The organism is Bradyrhizobium sp. 482_C4_N1_8, assembly GCF_052075965.1.
In the GTDB taxonomy this organism is placed as follows: Bacteria; Pseudomonadota; Alphaproteobacteria; order Rhizobiales; family Xanthobacteraceae; genus Bradyrhizobium; species Bradyrhizobium barranii.
In genome coordinates this window covers 4,818,535-4,838,115 of sequence record NZ_CP197231.1, presented here as the reverse complement: position 1 = coordinate 4,838,115, position 19,581 = coordinate 4,818,535, and the positions used below count along the sequence as shown (strand labels likewise).

The window sequence follows — 19,581 nt, the reverse complement described above, 5'->3', positions numbered from 1 at the left end:
AGTCACCGACACGACGTCCGATATGTGAGCCAGGAGATGGGATCGACCCTGCGAATTCTGCTCGGCTCGACGTTTGCTCTGGTCCTGGTGGCGTTTGGATGTCACTTCGCGACCAGGGACATGCGAGATGGGACGTAGCCGCAGCGCGTTCGTCGCTGTCGGACCATGCTTCGCATCGCCGGGAGCGCTGCGTCCGGGGCACGAGCGCACATGAAAAACCGCCCCTGACATGGCCAGGGGCGGGTTTCGAAAAGTCGGTCTAGTGACCGGTGCCGGGCTTCGTCGTCTTAGGCGGCTTGCCGTCTTCGACGCGGCCTTCGTTCCTGAGGTCGCGACCCTCCTGAGCCTTCTTCTGGCTCTCGGGCGATTTGCCGCGCTCGTACAGCTCTTCCTTGACGTAGCCGGCGGCTTCCTTGGCTTTACCTTCAACGCTCATTGCAATCTCCTCATCTGGAGATGGATCAATGTGCGGCAGAGCCGACCGTTCCTATGCGCCGGTCATTGTGAGGATGCCGTGGGCAACTACGCAGCAATCCGCCGTTCGACAGGCGCCGTCAGATATTTGAGCATCTGCGCATGCTCGAGATCGGGAACCGCGATCGCCGTGTGGCTATAGACCGCATGGGTCCGTGAGTTTGCGATTCTGTCCAGGATCTCTTTGCCCTTGATGACGTGGAGGCCCATGCCTTCCTGCGAGGGGAAGATCGCCAGCACCACGTCGTAGGCCGCGATGACGGCCTTGAGCGCTTCAGCCTTGTCCTCGGCGATGTCAACAAACACGCGAACATCAGCCGCGAGTTCACGCAGCTCGTCAAAATTCAGCACTGTGGGTTTACTCCAACGCAACGATACTGGCGGGGAGAGTGGATGGGTTAGGTTACCGAAGTCTCAACAAGGCGTGCCGGGCCGCAGGTTTCACGATGAGGTGACGCGTTGGCTGGGGATAACCGGGTTGCGGTGACAGTCCGCTCATTTCGGCGCAGCGCGCCTAGCGCTTGGCTTCGTCGTTGCGAAGCCTGTTATCCCCGGCCTCGTCCACGAGCTTCAAGGCGCTGCCGTCGTAGCTCAGCTTGAGCCCACGGCCGACGATCCACGTCCATCCCTCGCGAGCGTCCCTGGTCGGTTGGGCGTTGAACTGGTCGGAGATCGACTTGACGGCCGCGTCCTGCGGCCCCGGATTGTTCAACGCGGCATTGACGCGCCGGATGGGGTGGCTGGCGTCGACGTCGTCACTATAGACCGTGACTTTGGCGCCGTTGATTTCGCATTCGAGGATGTACGAACCGCGACCCTGTCGGCAGCGGTAGTGACGTTGCGTGACGAGCTTGTTGGTCTCCTCGAATGTCATCCCGGGCGAAAAGCCGAAGATGTCGGACTTCTTGACCTGTGCCAGAGACGCAGGCTTCAAGAACTCCGGCTGGATGGCGACCAGGGCGGCGACCGCAACGACGATCAGGCCGGCGATAACAATGGCAATCTTCATCAGCCCCTCACGAGAAACATCCGACCATATAACAGCCGGCGCGCTCCACCAGGCCTCCAAAAGCGAAAGCCCCGCCTGGGGGAAGCGGGGCTCTCTGATGGGGGTGAAGCTTGGGGACTTCAATTAGTTAGATGCGCCAGCGGCAGAATGGTTCAAAGCCAACGCGGCGCATGCTGCGACACTTTCGCGGGACGGGCTGGAACCCCAGCCGAAGCCATGCTTGTGTTTTGGGCCTCAATGGGTTCTAAGCCCCGTGACTTCATGACCTCCGGCGTGAATCGGCATCACACTTGCGTGGTTCAGCCGCGTCCTGAGCAGGATCTGCTCACCCGCACAAAAGGAATTCAGACATGGCGAAGATGACGAAAACTCAATTGATTGATGCAATTGCCGAGGGCACGCAGCTGTCGAAGAACGACGTGAAGTCGGTCATCGAGTACATGGCGACGGTTGGCTACAAGGAGCTCAACGAGTCCGGCGAGTTCGTCATTCCCGGCTTCGTCAAGATGTCGGTCGTGAACAAGCCGGCGACCGAGGCCCGCATGGGCGTCAACCCCTTCACCAAGGAGCCGATGCAGTTCGCGGCGAAGCCGGCGAGCAAGTCGGTGAAGGCCTCGCCGCTGAAGGTGGCCAAGGACTCCGTCTAAGCGACCCGCGACGTCGTCGCGGCGGCTTCCTGTCGCGGAGCGCCGCAACGACCGCCGGCTGGTGTGTCGGACACGGACAAGGAACTCTCGGGCATCGTCACGCTTTGCTTCCCAAAGGGAGACGTCACATGGCCAGTCTGAGCGAGGAACAGATCCGGGACCGCGCCTATCATCTCTGGCGGGAAGCCGGCGAGCCCGCGGGGAGAATGGACACCTTCTGGTATGAGGCCGAAAAGTTGCTCCTCGCCGAGAGGGCCGCGCAAGGCGAAGTCCCGCCGGGGCTGAACGACAATTTGCCGGTCTGACGGTCAACAAAGGCCGCACGAAAATTTGCCGTACACCGGAACGTTGTCCGGCGTTCGGCGGTTAAGATGACGGCGACGGAATCTTGCGCGAAGCTGACAGTCGTCAAAGCAGCCACCCGGTGTAACGCCCGTGTGGCTGCTTTGTTGTTTGCTGCCTTGTTGTTCGACGGCGCCGAAAAGAAAAGCCCCGGCCTTGGGGCCGGGGCTTCTCGAAGCTGGATGGCCGCGTCGCACAGCCGCCAGCACCACTGAATTCAGCCTGACAACGCGGGGCGGGGACATTCGTTCCGGCCGCTACTCCGTCGACACCGACACATCGATGATCGCCGGCGGATCGATCTGGCGCTCGCGCCAGACGATGAATTCGCATTTGGGATTGAGCCACTGATATTCGGAGCCGCGCGCCTTGAGGTGCGCAAGCGCCGCATCGTGCGCCGTGGTCTCGTCGGGGGCCTCGACCATGATCTCCACGGTCTCCTCGATCTGACGAACCACTTCGACGGCGTAGAATTTCCTGGTCACGGTCCCTCGCTCCGGAATGGCTAACGGGGAGGACGACGGCGCGTTCCCAAAAGAAAAACCCCGCGCTTGCGCACGGGGCTCTCTTGGCCGGCGGCGTTGGGATTTCAGCGCCTGGCCGCCAGCGCCTCGAACTTAAGGTTGAAAATCCAAAAAGCAACCCGCCGTGGCGATGGCGCATGTTCGTCAGGCGGAGCTGCCAGTGGCCGGGCGCGGAAATCCCCAGCTTTCAGGGGGGGCCGCGCGGCGCGAGGAAGGCTTGAGGCGATGTGCGTGGGAAATCGCGCGCGAGGGGCTGGACTTTTTGTTCTCATTTTGTTCTAGTTGGTAATCACGTTGGAGGTGACTCATGACCATCGAGAAACAGCGCGAAGTGATTAGGCTCTGGAATCAGCTGCGGAAGGTCGAGGGGCCGGCCGCTGAAGAGCTCCGCATCCAGATCCTCGAATGTTTTTCCGAGAAGGCCAACGCCAAGCGAGCGGCCTGAGGCGCGCCGGCGGGCCACGACGCGACCCAGTAAGCGCGATCTCGTCTGCCGTTGAAAATCTTGCCGATGAAGCCGTGACGGCGCGCGCCTTCATCGATCGTTAGGAGTCGCGCCGCGCTGATTTGCTCGACTCCGATTCGTTCTTTGCGAACGAAATGGAGTCGGATGCAGAACAAGGCGTGCCTTCTGTGTCGATGCGGGACAGTCCTTCTCGCCGCGCGTGAGCGTGATGCTTCGCACGGTCCCGCCCTCGTGTCCTCGTTACGGAATGAGGCGAAGGAGAGCGACATGGATGCGTGCTGGTTTCTCGCCGAGATCGTCAAAGTGTTCTGGTCCGACAGGCACAAGCGGCTGCGCAAAGGCAGGCCCTCGGTGCCGCAGGTGCCGCCGCCACCGAAGCGAGATGACATGGAGTGATGGTGCCTTCGCTGCGATCGCACGTTCGCTTTCGCGACGATCCGCACCACTTGTTAAGAGTTGCTCCGTGCCGATTTTTTCGATTCCGATTCGTTCTTCGAGAACGAAATGCAGGCGAAGCTGGAACAAAGCCGTACCCGCGGCTCCGCCGGAGCGTTTACGAGTTTTGGTGCGGACGTTGTCTGAAGCGGCGCGCCGGGATCTCAAGGGCAGATGTCTCAAGCCTTGCGCAAACTCCTAACGAAAATTTGCGGGAAAGCCGATAACCCTATTCGGTTAGGTTAAAACCCCAATCGCGTTGCGCTTGCGGTTGCTTGGGATAGGTGTCTTGGCAAGGACAAGAAACGACTTTGCCCAGAAGCAAGTTTGCATGACACCTTTTTCAGAACCATCCTTCTTTCAGGGCGACCGGCACACCTACCGGCGCGTCGCCGTCGTCGGCTCGCTGTTCTGCCTCGCCTTCGTGGTGATCAGCTTCTCGCTGCGGCCGCAGCTCGAGGACACGCGCGTCGCGGTCAAGGCCGACCGGCTGGTGCGCACGGCAGGCCAGGCGCCCCACACCAATTAGCGCTCGTCACCGTAGATGCGGTCGTCGGCGGAATGGTCCGGGCACGCGGTGCCGCGGCGCGCAAGCGCGACGAAGCCGGCATAGCCGGACAGGTTGAGCAGAACTTCAAGCCACGCGGGCATGTCGGGTCCCTTCTTGCGTGAAGAGGGTTCAACGTGCGCGGGAAACATTTGTTCCGTGCTCGCCAGAAACAAACCCGCTTACAGCGGAGAGGAGGGGTCCAGCCGCCGGCCGAGGGTCGCAACGGACGCGCTCGAGGGCTGCTCCTTGAGGAACTCGGCGATGGCCCGCGCCAGCTCGCCGTCGCTCATCGGCGTCGGCGGCGGGCGCAGCGCGCCGACACCGAAGTTGCGGACGATCTCGTCGTAGTGCTGGTCGCGGGATTTGGGAACGAGCCTGCGGATGCGCCCCAGCAAAGCGGATAGCGGCAATGGGTCCTCCTCGGCATCCGTCCCGGTGGCAGCCATTGATGTCTGCCGCCATTTTCTTTCCGTGAAACTTCTTTCCGTGAAACCAAAAACCCCGCCAGCATCGCGGAGATGCTGACGGGGCATCGTGCTGTCGCCTCAACCGGATAGCGGAGGCTTCCGCACTCGCAGATGCAATCCGCCGAACCGGCTTTCGTTCCGCTCGTGCCGATATTTTTCTGCCGCCCGGGTTCCACTCCTGCGCGCAACCATCGCGGGCCGGCGACGTTGTCCCCGCGAGACGCGAAGGAGGAGAGTCATGAAGAAGACATTGGCAGTTCTGGCCACCGTTGCGGCCGTCGGCGTGACCGCGGTCGCGGCGCCTGCGCCTGCAGAGGCGCGCGGTCGCGGCATTGGCCCGGGCCTCGCATTCGGCCTCGCCGCCGGCGCGATCACCGCCGGCGCGGTCGCTGCGTCCCATCCGTACGGCTATTATGGTCCGGGCTACGGCTATTATGGCGGGCCCGCCTATTACAGCCCCGGCCCGTATGCCTATTACGGCGATGGGCCGTACTATCCCCGGCGCCACTACTACCGCCACTGGTAACGGCTGACCAAGTGAAAAGCCCGGAGCGATGCTCCGGGCTTTTTTCATGCGTGGCGATCGGAGGTGCCTTTATGGCCAGAGCGAGGGCCGCTCCACCTTGCGCGCATTGTCGAGCGTCGACACGAAATACTCTTCGCGCTCGCGCTGGAATTTTTCCTGGGTGGCACGGAAGGCGGCGACACGGGCGGCGATCTCTTCGCGTTCGCGGATTTTGCGTTGTTCGTCTTCGGTCATGTCAAATCCCCTCTACACGTCAGTATCTGTGCACTCCAATATGTGTGCACGGCCGAACTCACGCACTGCCGCCGCAATCACGTTGAGTCGCGTTAACACATGCATTGGCGCTTCTGATTGGGGCGTCAATGGGGAGGAGGCATTGCAGGATTGTGATAAGCGAAGGTCGGAAAAAATTGCCGACCGCGCTTGCGCGATTCTCACGTGACAGTGGATAACAGCGTCAACGATCTTGTCGCTTGCGCATGGAGCGGCCAGCGCAAGGCCAACACGGGAGGCCGCGAGTGATTGCATCGGATATTCGCAGCGGCGTCGAACGACTCGGCGACATGATCGCCGAATCCAGGACCATCGTGCCGTTCACCGGCGCGGGCATCTCCACCGAATGCGGCATCCCGGACTTCCGCTCGCCGGGCGGAATCTGGACGCGCAATCGTCCGATCGCGTTCGACGAGTTCGTCGCGAGCCAGGAGGCTCGCGACGAATCCTGGCGCCGCCGCTTTGCGATGGAATCTGTCTTTGCCGCGGCCAGGCCCGGCCGCGGTCATCGCGCACTCGCCTCGCTCTACCGCGCCGGCAAGGTTCCCGCCGTCATCACCCAGAACATCGACAATCTGCACCAGGCTTCGGGCTTTGCCGCCGAGCACGTCATCGAGCTTCACGGCAATACCACTTATGCACGCTGCATCGGATGCGGGCAGGCCTATCAGCTCGACTGGGTGAAGCGCCGCTTCGACGAAGACGGCGGCGCACCCAACTGCACCGCGTGCGACGAGCCGGTGAAGACCGCGACGATCTCGTTCGGCCAGATGATGCCCGACGACGAAATGCAGCGCGCGACCGCGCTGTCGCAAGCCTGCGACCTCTTCATCGCGATCGGCTCCTCGCTCGTGGTGTGGCCGGCGGCGGGCTTTCCGATGATGGCGAAGAACGCCGGTGCACGTCTGGTGATCATCAATCGCGAGCCGACCGATCAGGACGACATCGCCGACCTCGTCATCCGCCACGACATCGGCGAGACTCTCGGGCCCTTTGTCGGAAATTGAGGCATCAATTTGATTCGCGGCTGTGCAAGCTGTTCATAGGTTCCGGCGAATCATATTTTTATCTATGCGCCGCAACCGGGAGTGTTATCTTTTGAGTCGAAAGATTCGCATCGCGTCGAATTGAGAACATTCTCTTAAGACGCGTGATTCGACGCCGCCGCTGAGGCGGGTTGCAATGGGCAGTGTGGGGTCCGGGGTTATGGGGTCGTCGGACGGATTTGAGTCCAAGAAGATCGGAGTTCCCGCTGTGGGCGAGCACGGCGGCGGTCGCGATAACGCGCTAAGCCCGTTCAGCGGACTTGGTGAAGGCAGTGCCAACCTCGTTGAGGTTCACGGCGTCATCAAATGGTTCGACGCTTCAAAGGGCTACGGCTTCATCGTTCCCGACAATGGCTGGCCGGACGTGCTGCTGCACGTCACCGTGCTCAGGCGCGACGGCTTCCAGACCGCCTATGAGGGCGCCCGCATCGTCGTCGAGTGCATCCAGCGCGCCAAGGGCTACCAGGCCTTCCGCGTGGTCTCGATGGACGAGTCGACCGCGATCCATCCGGCGCAGATGCTGCCGCCGCGCACCCACGTCACGGTCACCGCGACCAGCGGACTGGAGCGAGCCCAGGTCAAGTGGTTCAACCGCCTGCGCGGCTTCGGCTTCCTGACCTGCGGCGAGGGCACGCCCGACATCTTCGTGCACATGGAGACGCTGCGCCGCTTCGGCATGACCGAGCTCAGGCCCGGCCAATATGTCCTGGTCCGCTTCGGGCCCGGCTCCAAGGGCATGATGGCGGCCGAGATCCATCCCGAGACGGGATCGCCGGGATTGCAGTCGCACTAGCGGCGATCACCAACTCCCGCAATCGTGACAAGAGGCGCGCGGGCCGTCCGGCGCGCCTCTGGCTTTTGTCACGATCGCCGCGTAAGGACTGGTCCAGTCCCACGCCCCCTTGAGTACCGTCCCATGAATTTTGACCGAAAGGCCGTCTGGTCCATTGCGAGGGGCTGGCTGGCCGCCATCCTCGTCGTCGGCTGTGCCGTCGGGAGCGCGCCGGTGCGCGCCGCCAGCTTCCAGCCGCTCGAGATCGTCACCAGGAACGGCGTGCAGGTGTTCTCGGTGGAAATGGCGACGACCGAGGAGGAGAAGCAGACCGGGCTGATGTACCGCAAGGAACTGGCCGACGGCAAAGGCATGCTGTTCGACTTCAAACCCGAGCAGGAAGTGTCGATGTGGATGAAGAACACCTACGTCTCGCTCGACATGATCTTCATCCGCGCCGACGGCCGCATCCTGCGCATCGCCGAAAACACCGAGCCGCTGTCGACCAAGATCATCTCGTCCCAGGGGCCCGCGCGGGCCGTGCTGGAGGTGGTGGCGGGAACGGCGCAGAAATACGGCATCCGTCCCGGCGACCGCGTCGGCCACCCGCTGTTCGGCACCAAGTAGGGCGACCCGGCGGGGTTATTGCCGCCTTGCTGGCGGCTTGAAAGCTTGATGGCGCTTTGGGAAGCGTGTATCGACGGGGCTCGCTGGACATTCGGGGTATAGCGCAGCCTGGTAGCGCGGCAGTTTTGGGTACTGCAGGTCGTTGGTTCGAATCCAGCTGCCCCGACCAGTCCCGAGGTTGAAGCTCCTTCAATTCTCTCGATATTGCGCCGCGCTCATCCCGTTGCCGCTGCCGCCACGACGGTCAGGTCGGCAGGACGATCTCCGCGAAATTGCGTCCGCTGCCACTTTTGCGTGCGTCGGCGTGCCGGCGGCGTTTCGATTTCAGAACAACAGCCAATCGACCAGGCGCCAGGCGATCCAGGCGAGGGCGCAGATCCAGCCCAGCATTGCGATCCCGGCGACGCCAAGCCCGCACAGTGCGAACAGCGAACTTTCAGTCTCCGGCGTGCCCGAGAGCTTCTCGGTCGTATCGATTTGACTCACTGCATCCCCTTGGCTTGCGGCCTGCTGTTCGTTGGTCTCTGCTCGCTCGTGAAAATTCACCGGCCGCGCTCCAGCTCACACGTAAGCGCTGTTTCGGTCCCACCTTCCATTGAAGGCGTCGAGCGAGGAATGATCGATCTCTGATTGGAGATCGGCTTGTGTCTAAGCTTGAACATATGCTTGAGCCCAGGACCTCGGTTCGTCTGGTCGAGGTCATCACGGAGAGCGGCCGACGCCGGCAGTTCTCGGCCGACGACAAGGCGCGGTTCGTCGAGGAGACGCTGGCCCCGGGAGCCGTGGTATCGGAGGTCGCGCGGCGGCACGGATTGTCGCCGCAACAGCTGTTTACGTGGCGCCGGCAAATGCGACAGCCGGTTGCGATCCCTGTGGCTCCCGAGCCGCAGACGTTCGTGCCCGCTGTCGTTACCCCATCGTCCACGCCGCCGGAGCGCTCACCGCGGCAGCGCCGACGCCTCCGGAAGGCGCTCGAGGGCGCCGAGAACAGCAGCATCATCGAGCTCGAGATCAACGGCGTCGCGGTCCGGGTCGGCCGCGGCGCGGATGCCGCGACGATTGCGGCCGTGATCCATGCGCTGAAGACCTGCACGTGATCGGTCCGACGGGCGCGGTGCGGGTGATGGTGGCGACCAGGCCGGTCGACTTCCGCAAGGGTGCCGAAGGGCTCGCGGCCCTGGTGCGTGAGAGCATCCAGGCCGATCCGTTCTCCGGCGCCGTGTATGTGTTCCGCGCCAAGCGCGCCGACCGGGTAAAGCTGATCTATTGGGACGGCACGGGTGTGTGCCTGTTCGCCAAGCGGCTTGAGACCGGTTCGTTCTGCTGGCCCAACGTGCAGGACGGCGTCATTCGCCTGACCGCGGCGCAGCTGTCAGCCTTGCTCGAAGGACTAGACTGGAAGCGCGTCCACGCCGCGCGCGAGACACCGTCGCCGATCCAAGCGAGTTGAACTGCGGCACAGTGAATCAGTATGCATGTCGCGCTCGCGGGATGCCGCGACGCATGGTGTAATCGCATCATGGCGACGACGGCCGACACGCTTCCGGACGATCCCGGCACGCTCAAGGCGATGCTGCTGGCCGAACGGGCGCGCGCCGCGCGGCTCGAGCAGATCATCAAGGAGTTGCAGCGTCATCGCTTCGGCCGCCGGGCCGAGACGCTGCCGGAGGACCAGTTGCTGCTCGGCCTGGAGGAGGTCGAGCAGGTCGAGGCGAGCAGTGATGCGGCGACCGATGCAGCCAATGCTGCCGAGCGATCGAGCCGAGCCGCACGGCGCCGCAGGAACAGAGGAGCGTTGCCGGCGCATCTGCCGCGGGTCGAGATGCTGGTCGACCTCGACGATCACGCCTGCCCGTGCTGTCAGCAGGCGCTGCACCGGATCGGCGAGGATGTGAGCGAACGACTGGATATCGTCCCGGCCCAGTTCCGGGTCCTAGTCGTAAGGCGGCCGAAGTATGCCTGCCGGGCCTGCGAGACCATGGTACAGGCACCGGCGCCAGCGCGGCTGATCGAGGGCGGGCTACCGACCGAAGCCACCGTGGCGCAGGTACTCGTCGCCAAATATGCCGACCATCTGCCGCTGTATCGGCAGGCTCAAATTTACGCCCGCCAGGGCCTCGAGCTGGATCGCTCGACCCTGGCCGATTGGGTCGGGCGGGCAGCCTTCCTGTTGCGGCCGGTGCATGAGCGACTGCTCGCGAGGCTGAAGCAGTCGCCAAAACTGTTTGCCGACGAGACCACCGCCCCGGTGCTCGATCCCGGACGCGGCCGCACCAAGACCGGCCAGCTCTGGGCCTATGCCCGCGACGACCGGCCCTGGGGCGGCACGGACCCGCCCGCCGTCGCCTATGTCTACGCTCCCGATCGCAAGGCCGAACGGCCGATCGTCCACCTCGCGGGTTTTGCCGGCATCCTCCAGGTCGACGGCTATGCCGGCTATCGGGTCCTGGCCGAGCGCGGTGACGTAGAACTGGCGTTCTGCTGGTCCCATGTGCGCCGGCGCTTCTACGAACTCGCCGCGGCCGGTCCCGCACCGATCGCCAGCGAGGCACTCGAACGTATCGCCGGGCTCTACGTCATCGAAGCCGAGATCCGCGGCCGCACCGCCGACGAGCGTCGCGCCGTCCGCCAAGAGAAGAGCCGGCCGATCGCCGACGAGTTCGAACCCTGGCTGCGCGCCAAGCTTGGTCTGATTAGCCAGAAGACCAAACTCGCGGAGGCCGTCCGATATGCGCTGTCGCGTTGGGACGGGCTGACGCGCTTCATTGCCGACGGCCGCGTCGAGATCGATTCCAACGTCGTCGAGCGCGCTATCCGCCCAATCGCGCTCAACCGCAAGAACGCCCTGTTCGCTGGCTCGGACGGCGGCGGCGAACACTGGGCCGTCATCGCCTCACTGATCGAAACCTGCAAGCTCATCGGCGTCGAACCCCACGCCTATCTCGCCGACGTCATCACCCGCATCGTCAACGACCACCCGAACAGCCAGATCGACGAACTGCTACCCTGGGCCTATCTCGCTACCCAAGAACGCTGGCGCGTGGCCTGAGAACATCGCTTACGCTCACACGGTCGTGAGACGAGATGATCGTCCGTACATCGCGCGGGCATGGATCGCAGCCACGCGGCTTCCCCGGACAGACGGGAAGGACCTGCAACTCATGGCGCGGTGATTGGTTGCGACCGCAGAGCCGGGAACATGGCAACCAGGTGGGACAGGTCTACAACGCGCAGGGCACGCTGGGCGTCAATGCGCAGAGCACGTCGCGCATCTGAGCCGGCGCGATTGTGGGGGCGGGGCAGGCGGCCTATGGCGACCTGAAGCGCGCGCGAACCTTGCCTGAAGCCTTGCCTGAAGCCTTGCCTGAAGCCTTGCCTGAAGCCCTGGCGCTTGTTCTTCACAAAACGCCACTTCTGCGCGATTTTTCAAGGCATTGCGCCGGCCGGCCCGCCGCAGAATTCGCAAAATTGCTTCGAACCTTTGGCTGTCGCCATAGACATATAGGCATTGGGGATTTCAGCGCCCAATGCCTAAACGGACGCCGCCAAGCGATGATATTCCGCTTGAGCGGCGTCGCGCTATTTCCGGGGATCAGTTCGTCGCGTACCAGCCGAGCGGAAACGGCAGGAACGGCCACGCCAGATGATTGTCGTTGGCCGCCTTCGGCGGTTCAGAGACGGATGTCTTGACTGTCTTGATGCGCGGCGCAGGCGGCACCGAGCACACCGCCAGGCGCAAACGTCCACATTGCATATTCATTGTGGTGCCCCAGTCAGCAAGTCATTTGAAAAATGAAAATCAGTTCGCAATTGCCACGCGTCCAAAACGGCGCGCTCATTCTCAAATTGTGCACGCATCATAGAAAGATCGGCGCCGGCTTTCAACGGGTCTTGGCGGGTACCCACGAGGGGTAAGGTTGACCAGTTAGGTTAAGGCCGAGTGGTTGTTGCAGCCACATTCCTGGCTGATATCAGGTCGGCAAGGCTCGCGATGGGGTGCCTGCAATCGGTGGTCACACAGGTCACAGTTCGTCGCGGCGCTCATATCTTGTGAGTTTTGCGTCATGTCTTTCGATCGCAACGTCCGAACCGTCCATCCGCAGTCGAGCTGGACCGAGATCTGGCACCTCTGGACCGTGATCGTGCCGCGCCGCTCGATCAACGGGCAGCTCGTCTATGGAAAGGTCTGGCGCCGCCACGACGGCCGCGACTGGATCTACAAGAAGTTCACCGAGTACGACACCGAGGCGGCCTGAGCCGGCTCCGCTGCCGCAACTGAATCTAGCGCCCCGTTCCGATTTCATCGGAACGGAAACGGCTCTAGGCGGCCTTTGCGGGCGAGGCGGCCGCCGCAGGCTTGGGCGGCGGCGGCTTCAACGGCTTGTCCTGCTTTTTCGACCAGGAAATGTAATAGGCCACCGTCGTCATGATCGCGATGCCGGCGATGCTGACGAAGATCTGCGCGAACAGCGAGCCCGAGCTCATCGACAGCTCGAAATGGCCGACGAAGGACAGGAACACGCCGACGCAGAATACGGCGAGCGACTGCTGGCCGCAGACGATCAAGGGATCGAACACCTTCCACTCCAGGCCGGGCCAGTCCTTCGGCACGAAGCGGATCACCAGGATCACGATCACGACGAAATGGAGGAAGCGGTAGGGCGCAAGGTTGGTCTTGTCGTTGGGGTTGAAGGCCGAGAACAGCCATCCCGGGAACATGCCGCCGAGGGTGGGGAAGCGGCCGGCCATGGTCATGACCAGCGCGAAGGCGAGATAGCCGAGGCAAAGCCACAGCGTGATCGGCGAATTGATCACGGCTCCCGAACGCCGGGCGCCGCCCATCGCGCACCAGGCGCCGAACACGAACAGCACCTGCCAGGCATACGGGTTGAAGTACCACTGGCCGGCCGGATAGGCGGTCAGGTTCAGGCCGTAATGGCGGGCGGCGAGCCACAGCACGATGGACAGCGCCATCGTCAGGTCGGGCTTGCGCAGCATGAACCACAGCACCGGCGGAAACAGCCCCATCAGCACGATGTAGAGCGGCAGCACGTCGAGATTGAGCGGCTTGAAGCGCAGGAACAGGCCCTGGCGCAGCGTCTCGGTGGCGTTGTCGACGAGGCCGGCGACGTTGAACTCGTTGATCATGTCGGAATCGCCGAACCGCAGCGCCAGATAGCTGATCGAGGCGATGTAGATCACGAACAGGATGATGTGGGCGACGTAGAGCTGCCAGACCCGCTTGGTCAGCCTCGTGGCGCCGACGATGAAGCCGCGCTCGAGCATCATTCGCGCATAGACGAAGGAAGCGGTGTAGCCTGAGATGAAGACGAACAGGTCGGCGGCGTCGGAAAAGCCGTAGTTGCGGGTGGTGATCCAGTTCACCACGTTGTCGGGGATATGGTCGAGGAAGATCGCCCAGTTCGCGATGCCGCGAAACAGGTCGAGCCTGAGGTCACGGCCCTTTTCGGGAAGCGTGGCGTTGATGTTCAGGAAGGCCATGCGACGGAAGCTTTCGGAGGGGGCGGATACGCTGGTGTCGGCGAGACAGGGCCGCCGGGCGGGATCCCGGCGCGGAAGGCGGGTACGCAATTGTCACGGTGCAGCATAATGACTATACCCGTCGGCAACGCACCCCCGGGGGGACCGGAATCACCGATCAGTTCCCAAAAGGTGTCTCTATACTATGCCCGCGGTTTCCACCAACTGCTACCGTGACGCATCGAAATCGAACGAAAAGACCAAGAGGCCCGGACCACCCATGACCGCACGCATTTTCAAGCCCGCCAAGAACGCGATGCAATCCGGCCGGTCCAAGACCAAGGAATGGCAGCTGGATTACGAGCCGGAGCAGCCGCGTTCGGTCGAGCCGCTGATGGGATGGACCTCGTCCGGCGACATGAAGCAGCAGATCACGCTGCGCTTCCACAGCAAGGAAGAGGCGGTCGCTTATTGCGAGCGCAAGGGCATCGCCTACCAGGTGATCGAGCCGCAGGATTCGATCCGCCGCCCGGTCGCCTATGCCGACAATTTCTCGTTCCGGCGCGGCGAGCCCTGGACGCATTGAGGGGCGGCTGGCTGCTCCGACTTCATACGACGTGATTTACTCGTCATGCTTGGGCCTTGTCCCGCCTGCGCGGCCGAAGCCGCTTCGGCGAGGCGAAGGCCCGGGCATCGACGTCTTTGGGGCCGAGTGAAAGAGCGCGGATGGCCGCGACAAGCCCTGGCATGACGGCGGGGGTACCCCGCCCGCAGACATGACGTCGCGTCCGATGATCCCGATCCACGGACCAGCTGTCGCGCCGGGCTCCGGCCCCTTGGCAGCGATTCCGCCGCGTGCTTCGCTGACGTCATGACGGGATCATGGCGAGGTGGGGGATGGCCGGGCGTGACCAGCTCGACGGCATCGATCTGAAGATACTCTCCGAGCTGCAGCAGGACGGGCGGGTGCGCAACAACGAGCTGGCGCTGCGGGTCGGCGTGTCCGCGCCCAATTGCCTGCGGCGGTTGAAATTGCTGTTCAGCCGCGGCGTGATCCGGGCGGTCCGCGCCGTCATCGACGAGCGGCTGCTCGGCTATGAGGTGGTTTCGTTCGTCTCGATCCAGCTCGTGAGCCAGGCCCAGCCGGTGCTGGAGGCGTTCGAGAGCTCGATTGCCGCGATCCCGCGCATCCAGCAGTGCTGGCGGATTTCAGGCGACACCGACTACCTGCTGAAATGCGTCGCGCCGAACGTCGAAAGCATGCGCCAGCAGCTGCTGCATTTCGCCGCGATGCCTGATGTGAAGAACGTCCGCAGCTTTCCGGTGCTGGGCGTCGCGAAGGATGTGCCGCTGCCGTTACAGGATGTAGTGGCGGCACCCGTCGGATAGGCGTTCAAGTCTCTCTACTGAAAGTCCGAAGTCGGGGGGCGCTTGCGCGCGGTGCGGTCGATTCGGATAGTTATAATAGCTTAGTAACTCACCTAACTATGACATGTGATTTAGGCAGGACTGCAATGCGCGCAACCGTGATTGTCGGCATCTTTGCGCTGCCTAAATGCAGGGTGTGAACCTCGGTCTGCGTCGCACGCCGGGGATGCTTTTGTGGGACCCTAAGCAGGAAAAGACATCATGACATCGACTTCGAAGACGATCGCAGCCTCTGCTGCGACGCTGTTTGCGTCTGCGTTTTTTGTTCTGTCGGCGCCGGCTGCGAAGGCCGACGATTATTGCATCACCAACGGCGCCCAGGCCGCTCACGGCTGCGGCTATCCGACGATGGAAGCCTGCCGTCAGGCGGCCGGTGGCATCGGCGGCACGTGCTCGCAGGCCGGCGGCGCCAAGACTAGCAACGATGCGCTCGCCTTCCAGCCGAAGCAGACGAAGCAGCCCAAGGCTCGCCAGGGCGCGCAGAACTAACGCCTGAGATCGCGACCTGATCCGAGAGATTGCGTCCTCCGAGAGTGATCTCGGAGGACGTCAATTTATGACAAGCAGGTGACGCCGCGCCTCAGCGATAGCGCTCGCGAAACTCGCGCGGGGAGGCGCCGGTCCAGGTGCGGAAGGCGCGCGAAAAACTCTTCTCGTTGCGGAAGCCGGCGATCTCCGCGATCCGCTTGATGGGGGCGCGGCCGCGCATCAGCTCCTGCTTGGCGAGCTCGAACTTTGCCTCTTCCTTGAGATCGCGCAGCGAGGTCGCTTCCTCGCGCAGGCGCCGGTGCATGGTGCGGGTCGAGAGTGCCAACTCGCTTGCGACATCCTCGGCGCCGAGAATGCGCCCGCGTGCATTGCGCAGCACGCGGCGGACGCGCTCGACCAGCAGCCGGTCGCGCCGGTAGGGCAGCACGGTGAGCCGCAGCGCGCCCTTGAGCATGCTGTCGAGATCGGCGGGGCTGCGGGTCAGCGGCAGAGAGAGATAATGCTTGTCGAACACGATGCGGGCGCCGTCCGCACCAAAGCTCAAATGCCTGCAGAAGATCGTCGGATAGACCGAGACGTGGCCCGGCTCGGAATAGGGAAACTCGGCCGCACGCAGCGCGATCGCGGAATCGACGGCCCAGCAGGAGAAGCCGAGAACATAGCGGAGCAGGGTGACCAGGCAGAATTCACGCAAGGGGCCGAGGTCGCGCTGTTCGCGAATGGAGATCGTCGCGGTCTCATCACCAAGCGAGAGCTCGAACAGCACGTCCTCGGTCAGCAGGCGATGATGCCGGCACCAGCGTTTTAGCGCGACTTCGAGATTGGGGGCCGTGATCGAGGCGCGGCACAGCATACCGTAGGTTCCCCAAGGCAGCCGGCGCGAGAACCAGCCAAGCGCTTCGTCGTCGAGCTCGCGCATGGCATGGCCGGCCAGCGCCTCGAACTGGGCCGCTGTCACCCGTCCGTCGCGGGATCGAACGAGGTCCGCGGTGACCTGCCCCTTGCCCAAGGCTTCGGCCGGATCCCGCCCGTAAAGGGCATAAGCGGCAACCACGCCGCGGACGAAGGCGGCTGGGGTCATGGCGCGGCGGGGCGTCGCGGTCGCGGCTTGAAAGGGCATGAAAAATCCTCGCCAAACTTGGCGGAAAATGCAACCTTTTCGACCGCTGGGACGCCCGGGCGGGGGTAGGTTCGGACCCGACAAGAATACGGAGGAATCGCCTTGAACATCCCGAGCATCGATTTCGATCTGGGCGAAGACATCAGCATGCTGCGCGACACGCTGCGCGCCTTCGTGGAGGCGGAGATCGCCCCGCGCGCCGCCGAGATCGAGAAGGCCAATCTGTTCCCGGCCGACCTCTGGAAGCGCTTTGGCGACCTCGGCCTGCTCGGCATGACCGCGCCGGAGCAATATGGCGGCTCCAGCATGGGCTATCTCGCCCATATCGTCGCCATGGAGGAGATTTCGCGGGGCTCGGCTGCCGTGGGGCTATCCTACGGCGCCCATTCCAACCTCTGCGTCAACCAGATCCGCCGCAACGGCAACGACGCGCAGCGCGCGCGCTATCTGCCAAAGCTGATCTCCGGCGAATATGTCGGCGCGCTCGCGATGTCCGAGCCCGGCGCGGGCTCCGACGTCGTTTCGATGAAGCTGCGCGCCGACAAGCGCGGCGACCGTTACGTGCTCAACGGCTCGAAGATGTGGATCACCAATGGCGGCGACGCCGACGTGCTGGTCGTCTATGCCAAGACCGATCCGGAGGCGGGCCCGCGCGGCATGACCGCCTTCCTGATCGAAAAGGGCTTCAAGGGGTTCACCCACGGCCAGCATCTCGACAAGCTCGGCATGCGCGGCTCCAACACCTATCCGTTGTTCTTCGACGAGTGCGAGGTGCCGGAGGAGAACGTGCTCGGCAAGGTCGGCGAGGGCGTCAAGGTGCTGATGTCCGGCCTCGATTACGAGCGCACGGTGCTGTCGGGCGGCCCGCTCGGGATCATGGCGGCCTGCATGGACGCCGTGGTGCCCTACATGCACGAGCGAAAACAGTTCGGCCAGCCGATCGGCGACTTCCAGTTGATGCAGGGCAAGCTCGCCGACATGTATGCGACCTGGCAGTCGGCGCGCGCCTATGTCTATGCGGTCGGGCGCGCCTGCGACAGGGCCGACCACGCCCGCACGCTGCGCAAGGATGCGGCGGCCGCGATCCTCTATTCCGCGGAGAAGGCGACGTGGATGGCCGGCGAGGCGATCCAGGCGCTCGGCGGCGTCGGCTACACCTCCGAATTCCCGGTCGGACGTCTCTGGCGCGACGCAAAACTCTACGAGATCGGCGCCGGCACCTCGGAGGTGCGTCGCATGCTGATCGGCCGCGAGCTGATGTCCGAGACGGCCTGAAACCTTCACCTCATTGGAATCAACATGCCGCTCCATTCCAGCATCGATACGTCTTCATCGGACTTTGCGCGCAATTCCGAGGCCATGCGCGGGCTTGTCGCGGACTTGCGCGAAAAACTGAGCCAGGTCGCCGGCGGCGGCGGCGAGGTCTCGCGCAACCGCCACACCTCGCGCGGCAAGATGCTGGCGCGCGAGCGCGTCGACCTGCTGGTCGATCCCGGCACCTCGTTCATGGAGCTGTCGCCGCTGGCGGCGTACGGCCTCTATGGCGGCGACGTGCATTCGGCGAGCGTCATCACCGGCGTCGGGCGCATCTCGGGCCGCGAATGCGTGATCGTCGCCAACGACGCCACCATCAAGGGCGGCACTTACTATCCGATGACGGTGAAGAAGCATCTGCGCGCGCAGGACGTGGCGCGGCAGAACAATCTTCCCTGCGTCTACATGGTCGATTCCGGCGGCGCCTTCCTGCCGCTCCAGGACGAGATCTTTCCGGACGAGCGCCATTTCGGCCGGATCTTCTACAACCAGGCCCAGATGTCGTCGCAGGGCATCCCGCAGATCGCGATCGTGATGGGCTCCTGCACCGCCGGCGGCGCCTATGTCCCCGCGATGTCGGACGAGAGCATCATCGTGCGCAACCAGGGCACCATCTTCCTCGGCGGTCCGCCGCTGGTGAAGGCCGCGACCGGCGAGGTGGTGAGTGCCGAGGAGCTTGGCGGCGCCGACGTGCATTCGCGGCAGTCGGGCGTGACCGACCACTACGCCCAGAACGATGCGCATGCGATCGGCATCGCCCGGCGCATCGTCGGCACGCTGAAGCCATCGGTGCGGCCGAACCTCAACATGCACAAGCCGCGCGATCCGCTGTTTGCGGCGGAAGAAATCTACGGCGTGGTGCCCGTCGATGGCCGAAAGCCGTTCGACGTACGCGATATCATCGCCCGCATCGTCGACGGCTCGGAGTTCGACGAGTTCAAAAAACTCTACGGCACGACGCTGGTCTGCGGCTTCGCCCATGTCTGGGGCTATCCGGTCGGTATCATCGCCAACAACGGCATCCTGTTCAGCGAGAGCTCGCTGAAGGGCGCGCATTTCATCGAGCTGTGCTGCCAGCGCGGCATTCCCTTGGTGTTCCTGCAGAACATCACCGGCTTCATGGTCGGCAAGAAGTACGAGGCCGGCGGCATCGCGCGCGACGGCGCCAAGCTTGTCACGGCGGTAGCGGCCGCCTCGGTGCCGAAATTTACCGTGGTGATCGGCGGCTCCTACGGCGCCGGCAATTACGGCATGTGCGGCCGCGCCTACTCGCCGCGCTTCCTGTGGATGTGGCCGAACGCGCGCATCTCGGTGATGGGCGGCGAGCAGGCCTCGATGGTGCTGAGCCAGGTCCGGCGCGACAACATCGAGGCCAAGGGCGATAGCTGGTCGAAGGAAGAGGAAGACAAGTTCCGCGAGCCTATCCGCGCGCAATATGAGAGCCAGGGACATCCGTATTACGCGACCGCCCGCCTGTGGGACGACGGCGTGATCGACCCGGCCGACACGCGCCTCGTGCTCGGCCTCGGCCTTTCCGCGGCGTCGAATGCGCCGATCGAGCCTACCAAATTCGGCCTGTTCAGGATGTGAT

At 63.7% G+C, this 19,581-nt stretch carries 29 protein-coding genes and 1 tRNA gene; 19 read left to right on the top strand and 11 right to left on the bottom strand.

Annotated features, from left to right (window positions below):
- Positions 1-259: 259 nt before the first annotated feature.
- From AB7Z56_RS23140 to AB7Z56_RS23130, 3 genes are all read right to left on the bottom strand, one after another.
- Entirely contained in the window at positions 260-436 is a 177-nt protein-coding gene (locus tag AB7Z56_RS23140) for a hypothetical protein (protein WP_187387710.1), read from the bottom strand.
- Between the two features lie 86 nt (positions 437-522).
- Positions 523-825 (bottom strand): hypothetical protein, encoded by a 303-nt coding sequence (locus AB7Z56_RS23135; RefSeq protein WP_028161315.1) that lies wholly within the window; start codon positions 823-825, stop codon positions 523-525.
- Between the two features lie 163 nt (positions 826-988).
- Positions 989-1,483: a hypothetical protein gene (locus AB7Z56_RS23130; RefSeq protein ID WP_063983456.1), complete on the bottom strand. Its 495-nt coding sequence runs from the start codon at positions 1,481-1,483 to the stop codon at positions 989-991.
- Positions 1,484-1,833: 350 nt separating this feature from the next.
- Here AB7Z56_RS23130 and AB7Z56_RS23125 point away from each other — a divergent pair, with 350 nt between their 5' ends.
- Both AB7Z56_RS23125 and AB7Z56_RS23120 read left to right on the top strand, forming a co-directional pair.
- Positions 1,834-2,130, top strand: a complete 297-nt coding sequence (locus AB7Z56_RS23125; protein WP_007591377.1) for an HU family DNA-binding protein — start codon at positions 1,834-1,836, stop codon at positions 2,128-2,130.
- A 128-nt stretch (positions 2,131-2,258) separates the two neighbouring features.
- Positions 2,259-2,435 carry a DUF2934 domain-containing protein gene (locus tag AB7Z56_RS23120; RefSeq protein ID WP_084795141.1) on the top strand — a complete coding sequence of 59 codons (177 nt, stop codon included), beginning with the start codon at positions 2,259-2,261 and terminating at the stop codon, positions 2,433-2,435.
- Positions 2,436-2,729: 294 nt separating this feature from the next.
- Here AB7Z56_RS23120 and AB7Z56_RS23115 read toward each other — a convergent pair whose 3' ends face one another.
- On the bottom strand, positions 2,730-2,957 hold the full coding sequence (locus AB7Z56_RS23115; protein WP_063983455.1) for a hypothetical protein: 228 nt from the start codon (positions 2,955-2,957) through the stop codon (positions 2,730-2,732).
- A 346-nt stretch (positions 2,958-3,303) separates the two neighbouring features.
- On the opposite strand from AB7Z56_RS23115, the gene AB7Z56_RS23110 reads away from it, so the two are divergent.
- The 3 genes from AB7Z56_RS23110 to AB7Z56_RS23100 all read left to right on the top strand — a co-directional run bounded on the left by AB7Z56_RS23110 (position 3,304) and on the right by AB7Z56_RS23100 (position 4,426).
- Positions 3,304-3,441: a hypothetical protein gene (locus tag AB7Z56_RS23110; protein ID WP_014495463.1), complete on the top strand. Its 138-nt coding sequence runs from the start codon at positions 3,304-3,306 to the stop codon at positions 3,439-3,441.
- 288 nt (positions 3,442-3,729) lie between these two features.
- Positions 3,730-3,858, top strand: a complete 129-nt coding sequence (locus tag AB7Z56_RS23105; RefSeq protein ID WP_256376411.1) for a hypothetical protein — start codon at positions 3,730-3,732, stop codon at positions 3,856-3,858.
- 370 nt (positions 3,859-4,228) lie between these two features.
- Positions 4,229-4,426, top strand: a complete 198-nt coding sequence (locus AB7Z56_RS23100) for a hypothetical protein (protein WP_039148983.1) — start codon at positions 4,229-4,231, stop codon at positions 4,424-4,426.
- Here AB7Z56_RS23100 and AB7Z56_RS23095 read toward each other — a convergent pair.
- Entirely contained in the window at positions 4,423-4,548 is a 126-nt protein-coding gene (locus AB7Z56_RS23095; protein WP_135213555.1) for a hypothetical protein, read from the bottom strand. The genes AB7Z56_RS23100 and AB7Z56_RS23095 overlap by 4 nt on opposite strands.
- 78 nt (positions 4,549-4,626) lie before the next feature.
- Positions 4,627-4,980: a hypothetical protein gene (locus AB7Z56_RS23090; protein WP_354096252.1), complete on the bottom strand. Its 354-nt coding sequence runs from the start codon at positions 4,978-4,980 to the stop codon at positions 4,627-4,629.
- A 172-nt stretch (positions 4,981-5,152) separates the two neighbouring features.
- On the opposite strand from AB7Z56_RS23090, the gene AB7Z56_RS23085 reads away from it, so the two are divergent.
- Complete coding sequence (locus AB7Z56_RS23085; RefSeq protein ID WP_063983453.1) at positions 5,153-5,440, top strand: hypothetical protein; 288 nt, start codon at positions 5,153-5,155, stop codon at positions 5,438-5,440.
- A gap of 69 nt (positions 5,441-5,509) precedes the next feature.
- Here the strand turns inward: AB7Z56_RS23085 and AB7Z56_RS23080 are convergent, their stop codons facing one another.
- Positions 5,510-5,674, bottom strand: a complete 165-nt coding sequence (locus AB7Z56_RS23080) for a hypothetical protein (RefSeq protein WP_014495457.1) — start codon at positions 5,672-5,674, stop codon at positions 5,510-5,512.
- Positions 5,675-5,958: 284 nt separating this feature from the next.
- On the opposite strand from AB7Z56_RS23080, the gene AB7Z56_RS23075 reads away from it, so the two are divergent.
- The 4 genes from AB7Z56_RS23075 (at position 5,959) to AB7Z56_RS23060 (ending at position 8,327) form a co-directional block, all read left to right on the top strand.
- Positions 5,959-6,720 carry an SIR2 family NAD-dependent protein deacylase gene (locus AB7Z56_RS23075; RefSeq protein ID WP_354096254.1) on the top strand — a complete coding sequence of 254 codons (762 nt, stop codon included), beginning with the start codon at positions 5,959-5,961 and terminating at the stop codon, positions 6,718-6,720.
- A 199-nt stretch (positions 6,721-6,919) separates the two neighbouring features.
- A complete protein-coding gene (locus tag AB7Z56_RS23070) occupies positions 6,920-7,552 on the top strand; it encodes a cold-shock protein (RefSeq protein WP_028150990.1) in 633 nt (210 codons plus the stop codon).
- Between the two features lie 123 nt (positions 7,553-7,675).
- Complete coding sequence (locus AB7Z56_RS23065) at positions 7,676-8,158, top strand: DUF192 domain-containing protein (RefSeq protein ID WP_038959501.1); 483 nt, start codon at positions 7,676-7,678, stop codon at positions 8,156-8,158.
- A gap of 92 nt (positions 8,159-8,250) precedes the next feature.
- A tRNA-Pro gene (locus tag AB7Z56_RS23060) sits at positions 8,251-8,327 on the top strand.
- Positions 8,328-8,482: 155 nt separating this feature from the next.
- Here AB7Z56_RS23060 and AB7Z56_RS23055 read toward each other — a convergent pair.
- On the bottom strand, positions 8,483-8,644 hold the full coding sequence (locus AB7Z56_RS23055) for an RNA-binding protein (RefSeq protein ID WP_223153565.1): 162 nt from the start codon (positions 8,642-8,644) through the stop codon (positions 8,483-8,485).
- Positions 8,645-8,802: 158 nt separating this feature from the next.
- On the opposite strand from AB7Z56_RS23055, the gene tnpA reads away from it, so the two are divergent.
- The 3 genes from tnpA to tnpC all read left to right on the top strand — a co-directional run bounded on the left by tnpA (position 8,803) and on the right by tnpC (position 11,207).
- Positions 8,803-9,255, top strand: a complete 453-nt coding sequence (gene tnpA / locus AB7Z56_RS23050; RefSeq protein ID WP_144030647.1) for an IS66-like element accessory protein TnpA — start codon at positions 8,803-8,805, stop codon at positions 9,253-9,255.
- Positions 9,252-9,608 (top strand): IS66 family insertion sequence element accessory protein TnpB, encoded by a 357-nt coding sequence (gene tnpB / locus AB7Z56_RS23045; protein ID WP_007606730.1) that lies wholly within the window; start codon positions 9,252-9,254, stop codon positions 9,606-9,608. The genes tnpA and tnpB overlap by 4 nt, the downstream gene beginning before the upstream one ends.
- 69 nt (positions 9,609-9,677) lie before the next feature.
- Positions 9,678-11,207 carry an IS66 family transposase gene (gene tnpC, locus AB7Z56_RS23040; protein WP_283018506.1) on the top strand — a complete coding sequence of 510 codons (1,530 nt, stop codon included), beginning with the start codon at positions 9,678-9,680 and terminating at the stop codon, positions 11,205-11,207.
- 543 nt (positions 11,208-11,750) lie between these two features.
- Here the strand turns inward: tnpC and AB7Z56_RS23035 are convergent.
- Positions 11,751-11,918: a hypothetical protein gene (locus AB7Z56_RS23035; RefSeq protein WP_166341408.1), complete on the bottom strand. Its 168-nt coding sequence runs from the start codon at positions 11,916-11,918 to the stop codon at positions 11,751-11,753.
- Positions 11,919-12,222: 304 nt separating this feature from the next.
- On the opposite strand from AB7Z56_RS23035, the gene AB7Z56_RS23030 reads away from it, so the two are divergent.
- The gene (locus AB7Z56_RS23030; protein WP_063983450.1) at positions 12,223-12,414 is read left to right on the top strand and encodes a hypothetical protein; all 192 of its coding nucleotides are present in this window, start codon (positions 12,223-12,225) and stop codon (positions 12,412-12,414) included.
- 64 nt (positions 12,415-12,478) lie between these two features.
- On the opposite strand, the gene AB7Z56_RS23025 is transcribed toward AB7Z56_RS23030, so the two are convergent.
- The gene (locus AB7Z56_RS23025; protein ID WP_063983449.1) at positions 12,479-13,660 is read right to left on the bottom strand and encodes an OpgC domain-containing protein; all 1,182 of its coding nucleotides are present in this window, start codon (positions 13,658-13,660) and stop codon (positions 12,479-12,481) included.
- Positions 13,661-13,919: 259 nt separating this feature from the next.
- On the opposite strand from AB7Z56_RS23025, the gene AB7Z56_RS23020 reads away from it, so the two are divergent.
- The 3 genes from AB7Z56_RS23020 (at position 13,920) to AB7Z56_RS23010 (ending at position 15,556) form a co-directional block, all read left to right on the top strand.
- Complete coding sequence (locus AB7Z56_RS23020) at positions 13,920-14,225, top strand: ETC complex I subunit (protein WP_014495449.1); 306 nt, start codon at positions 13,920-13,922, stop codon at positions 14,223-14,225.
- 311 nt (positions 14,226-14,536) lie between these two features.
- A complete protein-coding gene (locus tag AB7Z56_RS23015; RefSeq protein ID WP_063983448.1) occupies positions 14,537-15,028 on the top strand; it encodes an Lrp/AsnC family transcriptional regulator in 492 nt (163 codons plus the stop codon).
- A gap of 240 nt (positions 15,029-15,268) precedes the next feature.
- Positions 15,269-15,556, top strand: coding sequence for a DUF3551 domain-containing protein (locus tag AB7Z56_RS23010; protein WP_063983447.1), 288 nt, complete (start codon positions 15,269-15,271; stop codon positions 15,554-15,556).
- A 91-nt stretch (positions 15,557-15,647) separates the two neighbouring features.
- Here AB7Z56_RS23010 and AB7Z56_RS23005 read toward each other — a convergent pair whose 3' ends face one another.
- Positions 15,648-16,676 carry an AraC family transcriptional regulator gene (locus AB7Z56_RS23005; protein WP_063983446.1) on the bottom strand — a complete coding sequence of 343 codons (1,029 nt, stop codon included), beginning with the start codon at positions 16,674-16,676 and terminating at the stop codon, positions 15,648-15,650.
- A gap of 147 nt (positions 16,677-16,823) precedes the next feature.
- On the opposite strand from AB7Z56_RS23005, the gene AB7Z56_RS23000 reads away from it, so the two are divergent.
- Positions 16,824-17,951 carry an isovaleryl-CoA dehydrogenase gene (locus tag AB7Z56_RS23000; protein ID WP_135213850.1) on the top strand — a complete coding sequence of 376 codons (1,128 nt, stop codon included), beginning with the start codon at positions 16,824-16,826 and terminating at the stop codon, positions 17,949-17,951.
- Between the two features lie 24 nt (positions 17,952-17,975).
- Complete coding sequence (locus tag AB7Z56_RS22995; RefSeq protein WP_063983444.1) at positions 17,976-19,580, top strand: carboxyl transferase domain-containing protein; 1,605 nt, start codon at positions 17,976-17,978, stop codon at positions 19,578-19,580.
- Position 19,581 lies beyond the last annotated feature (1 nt).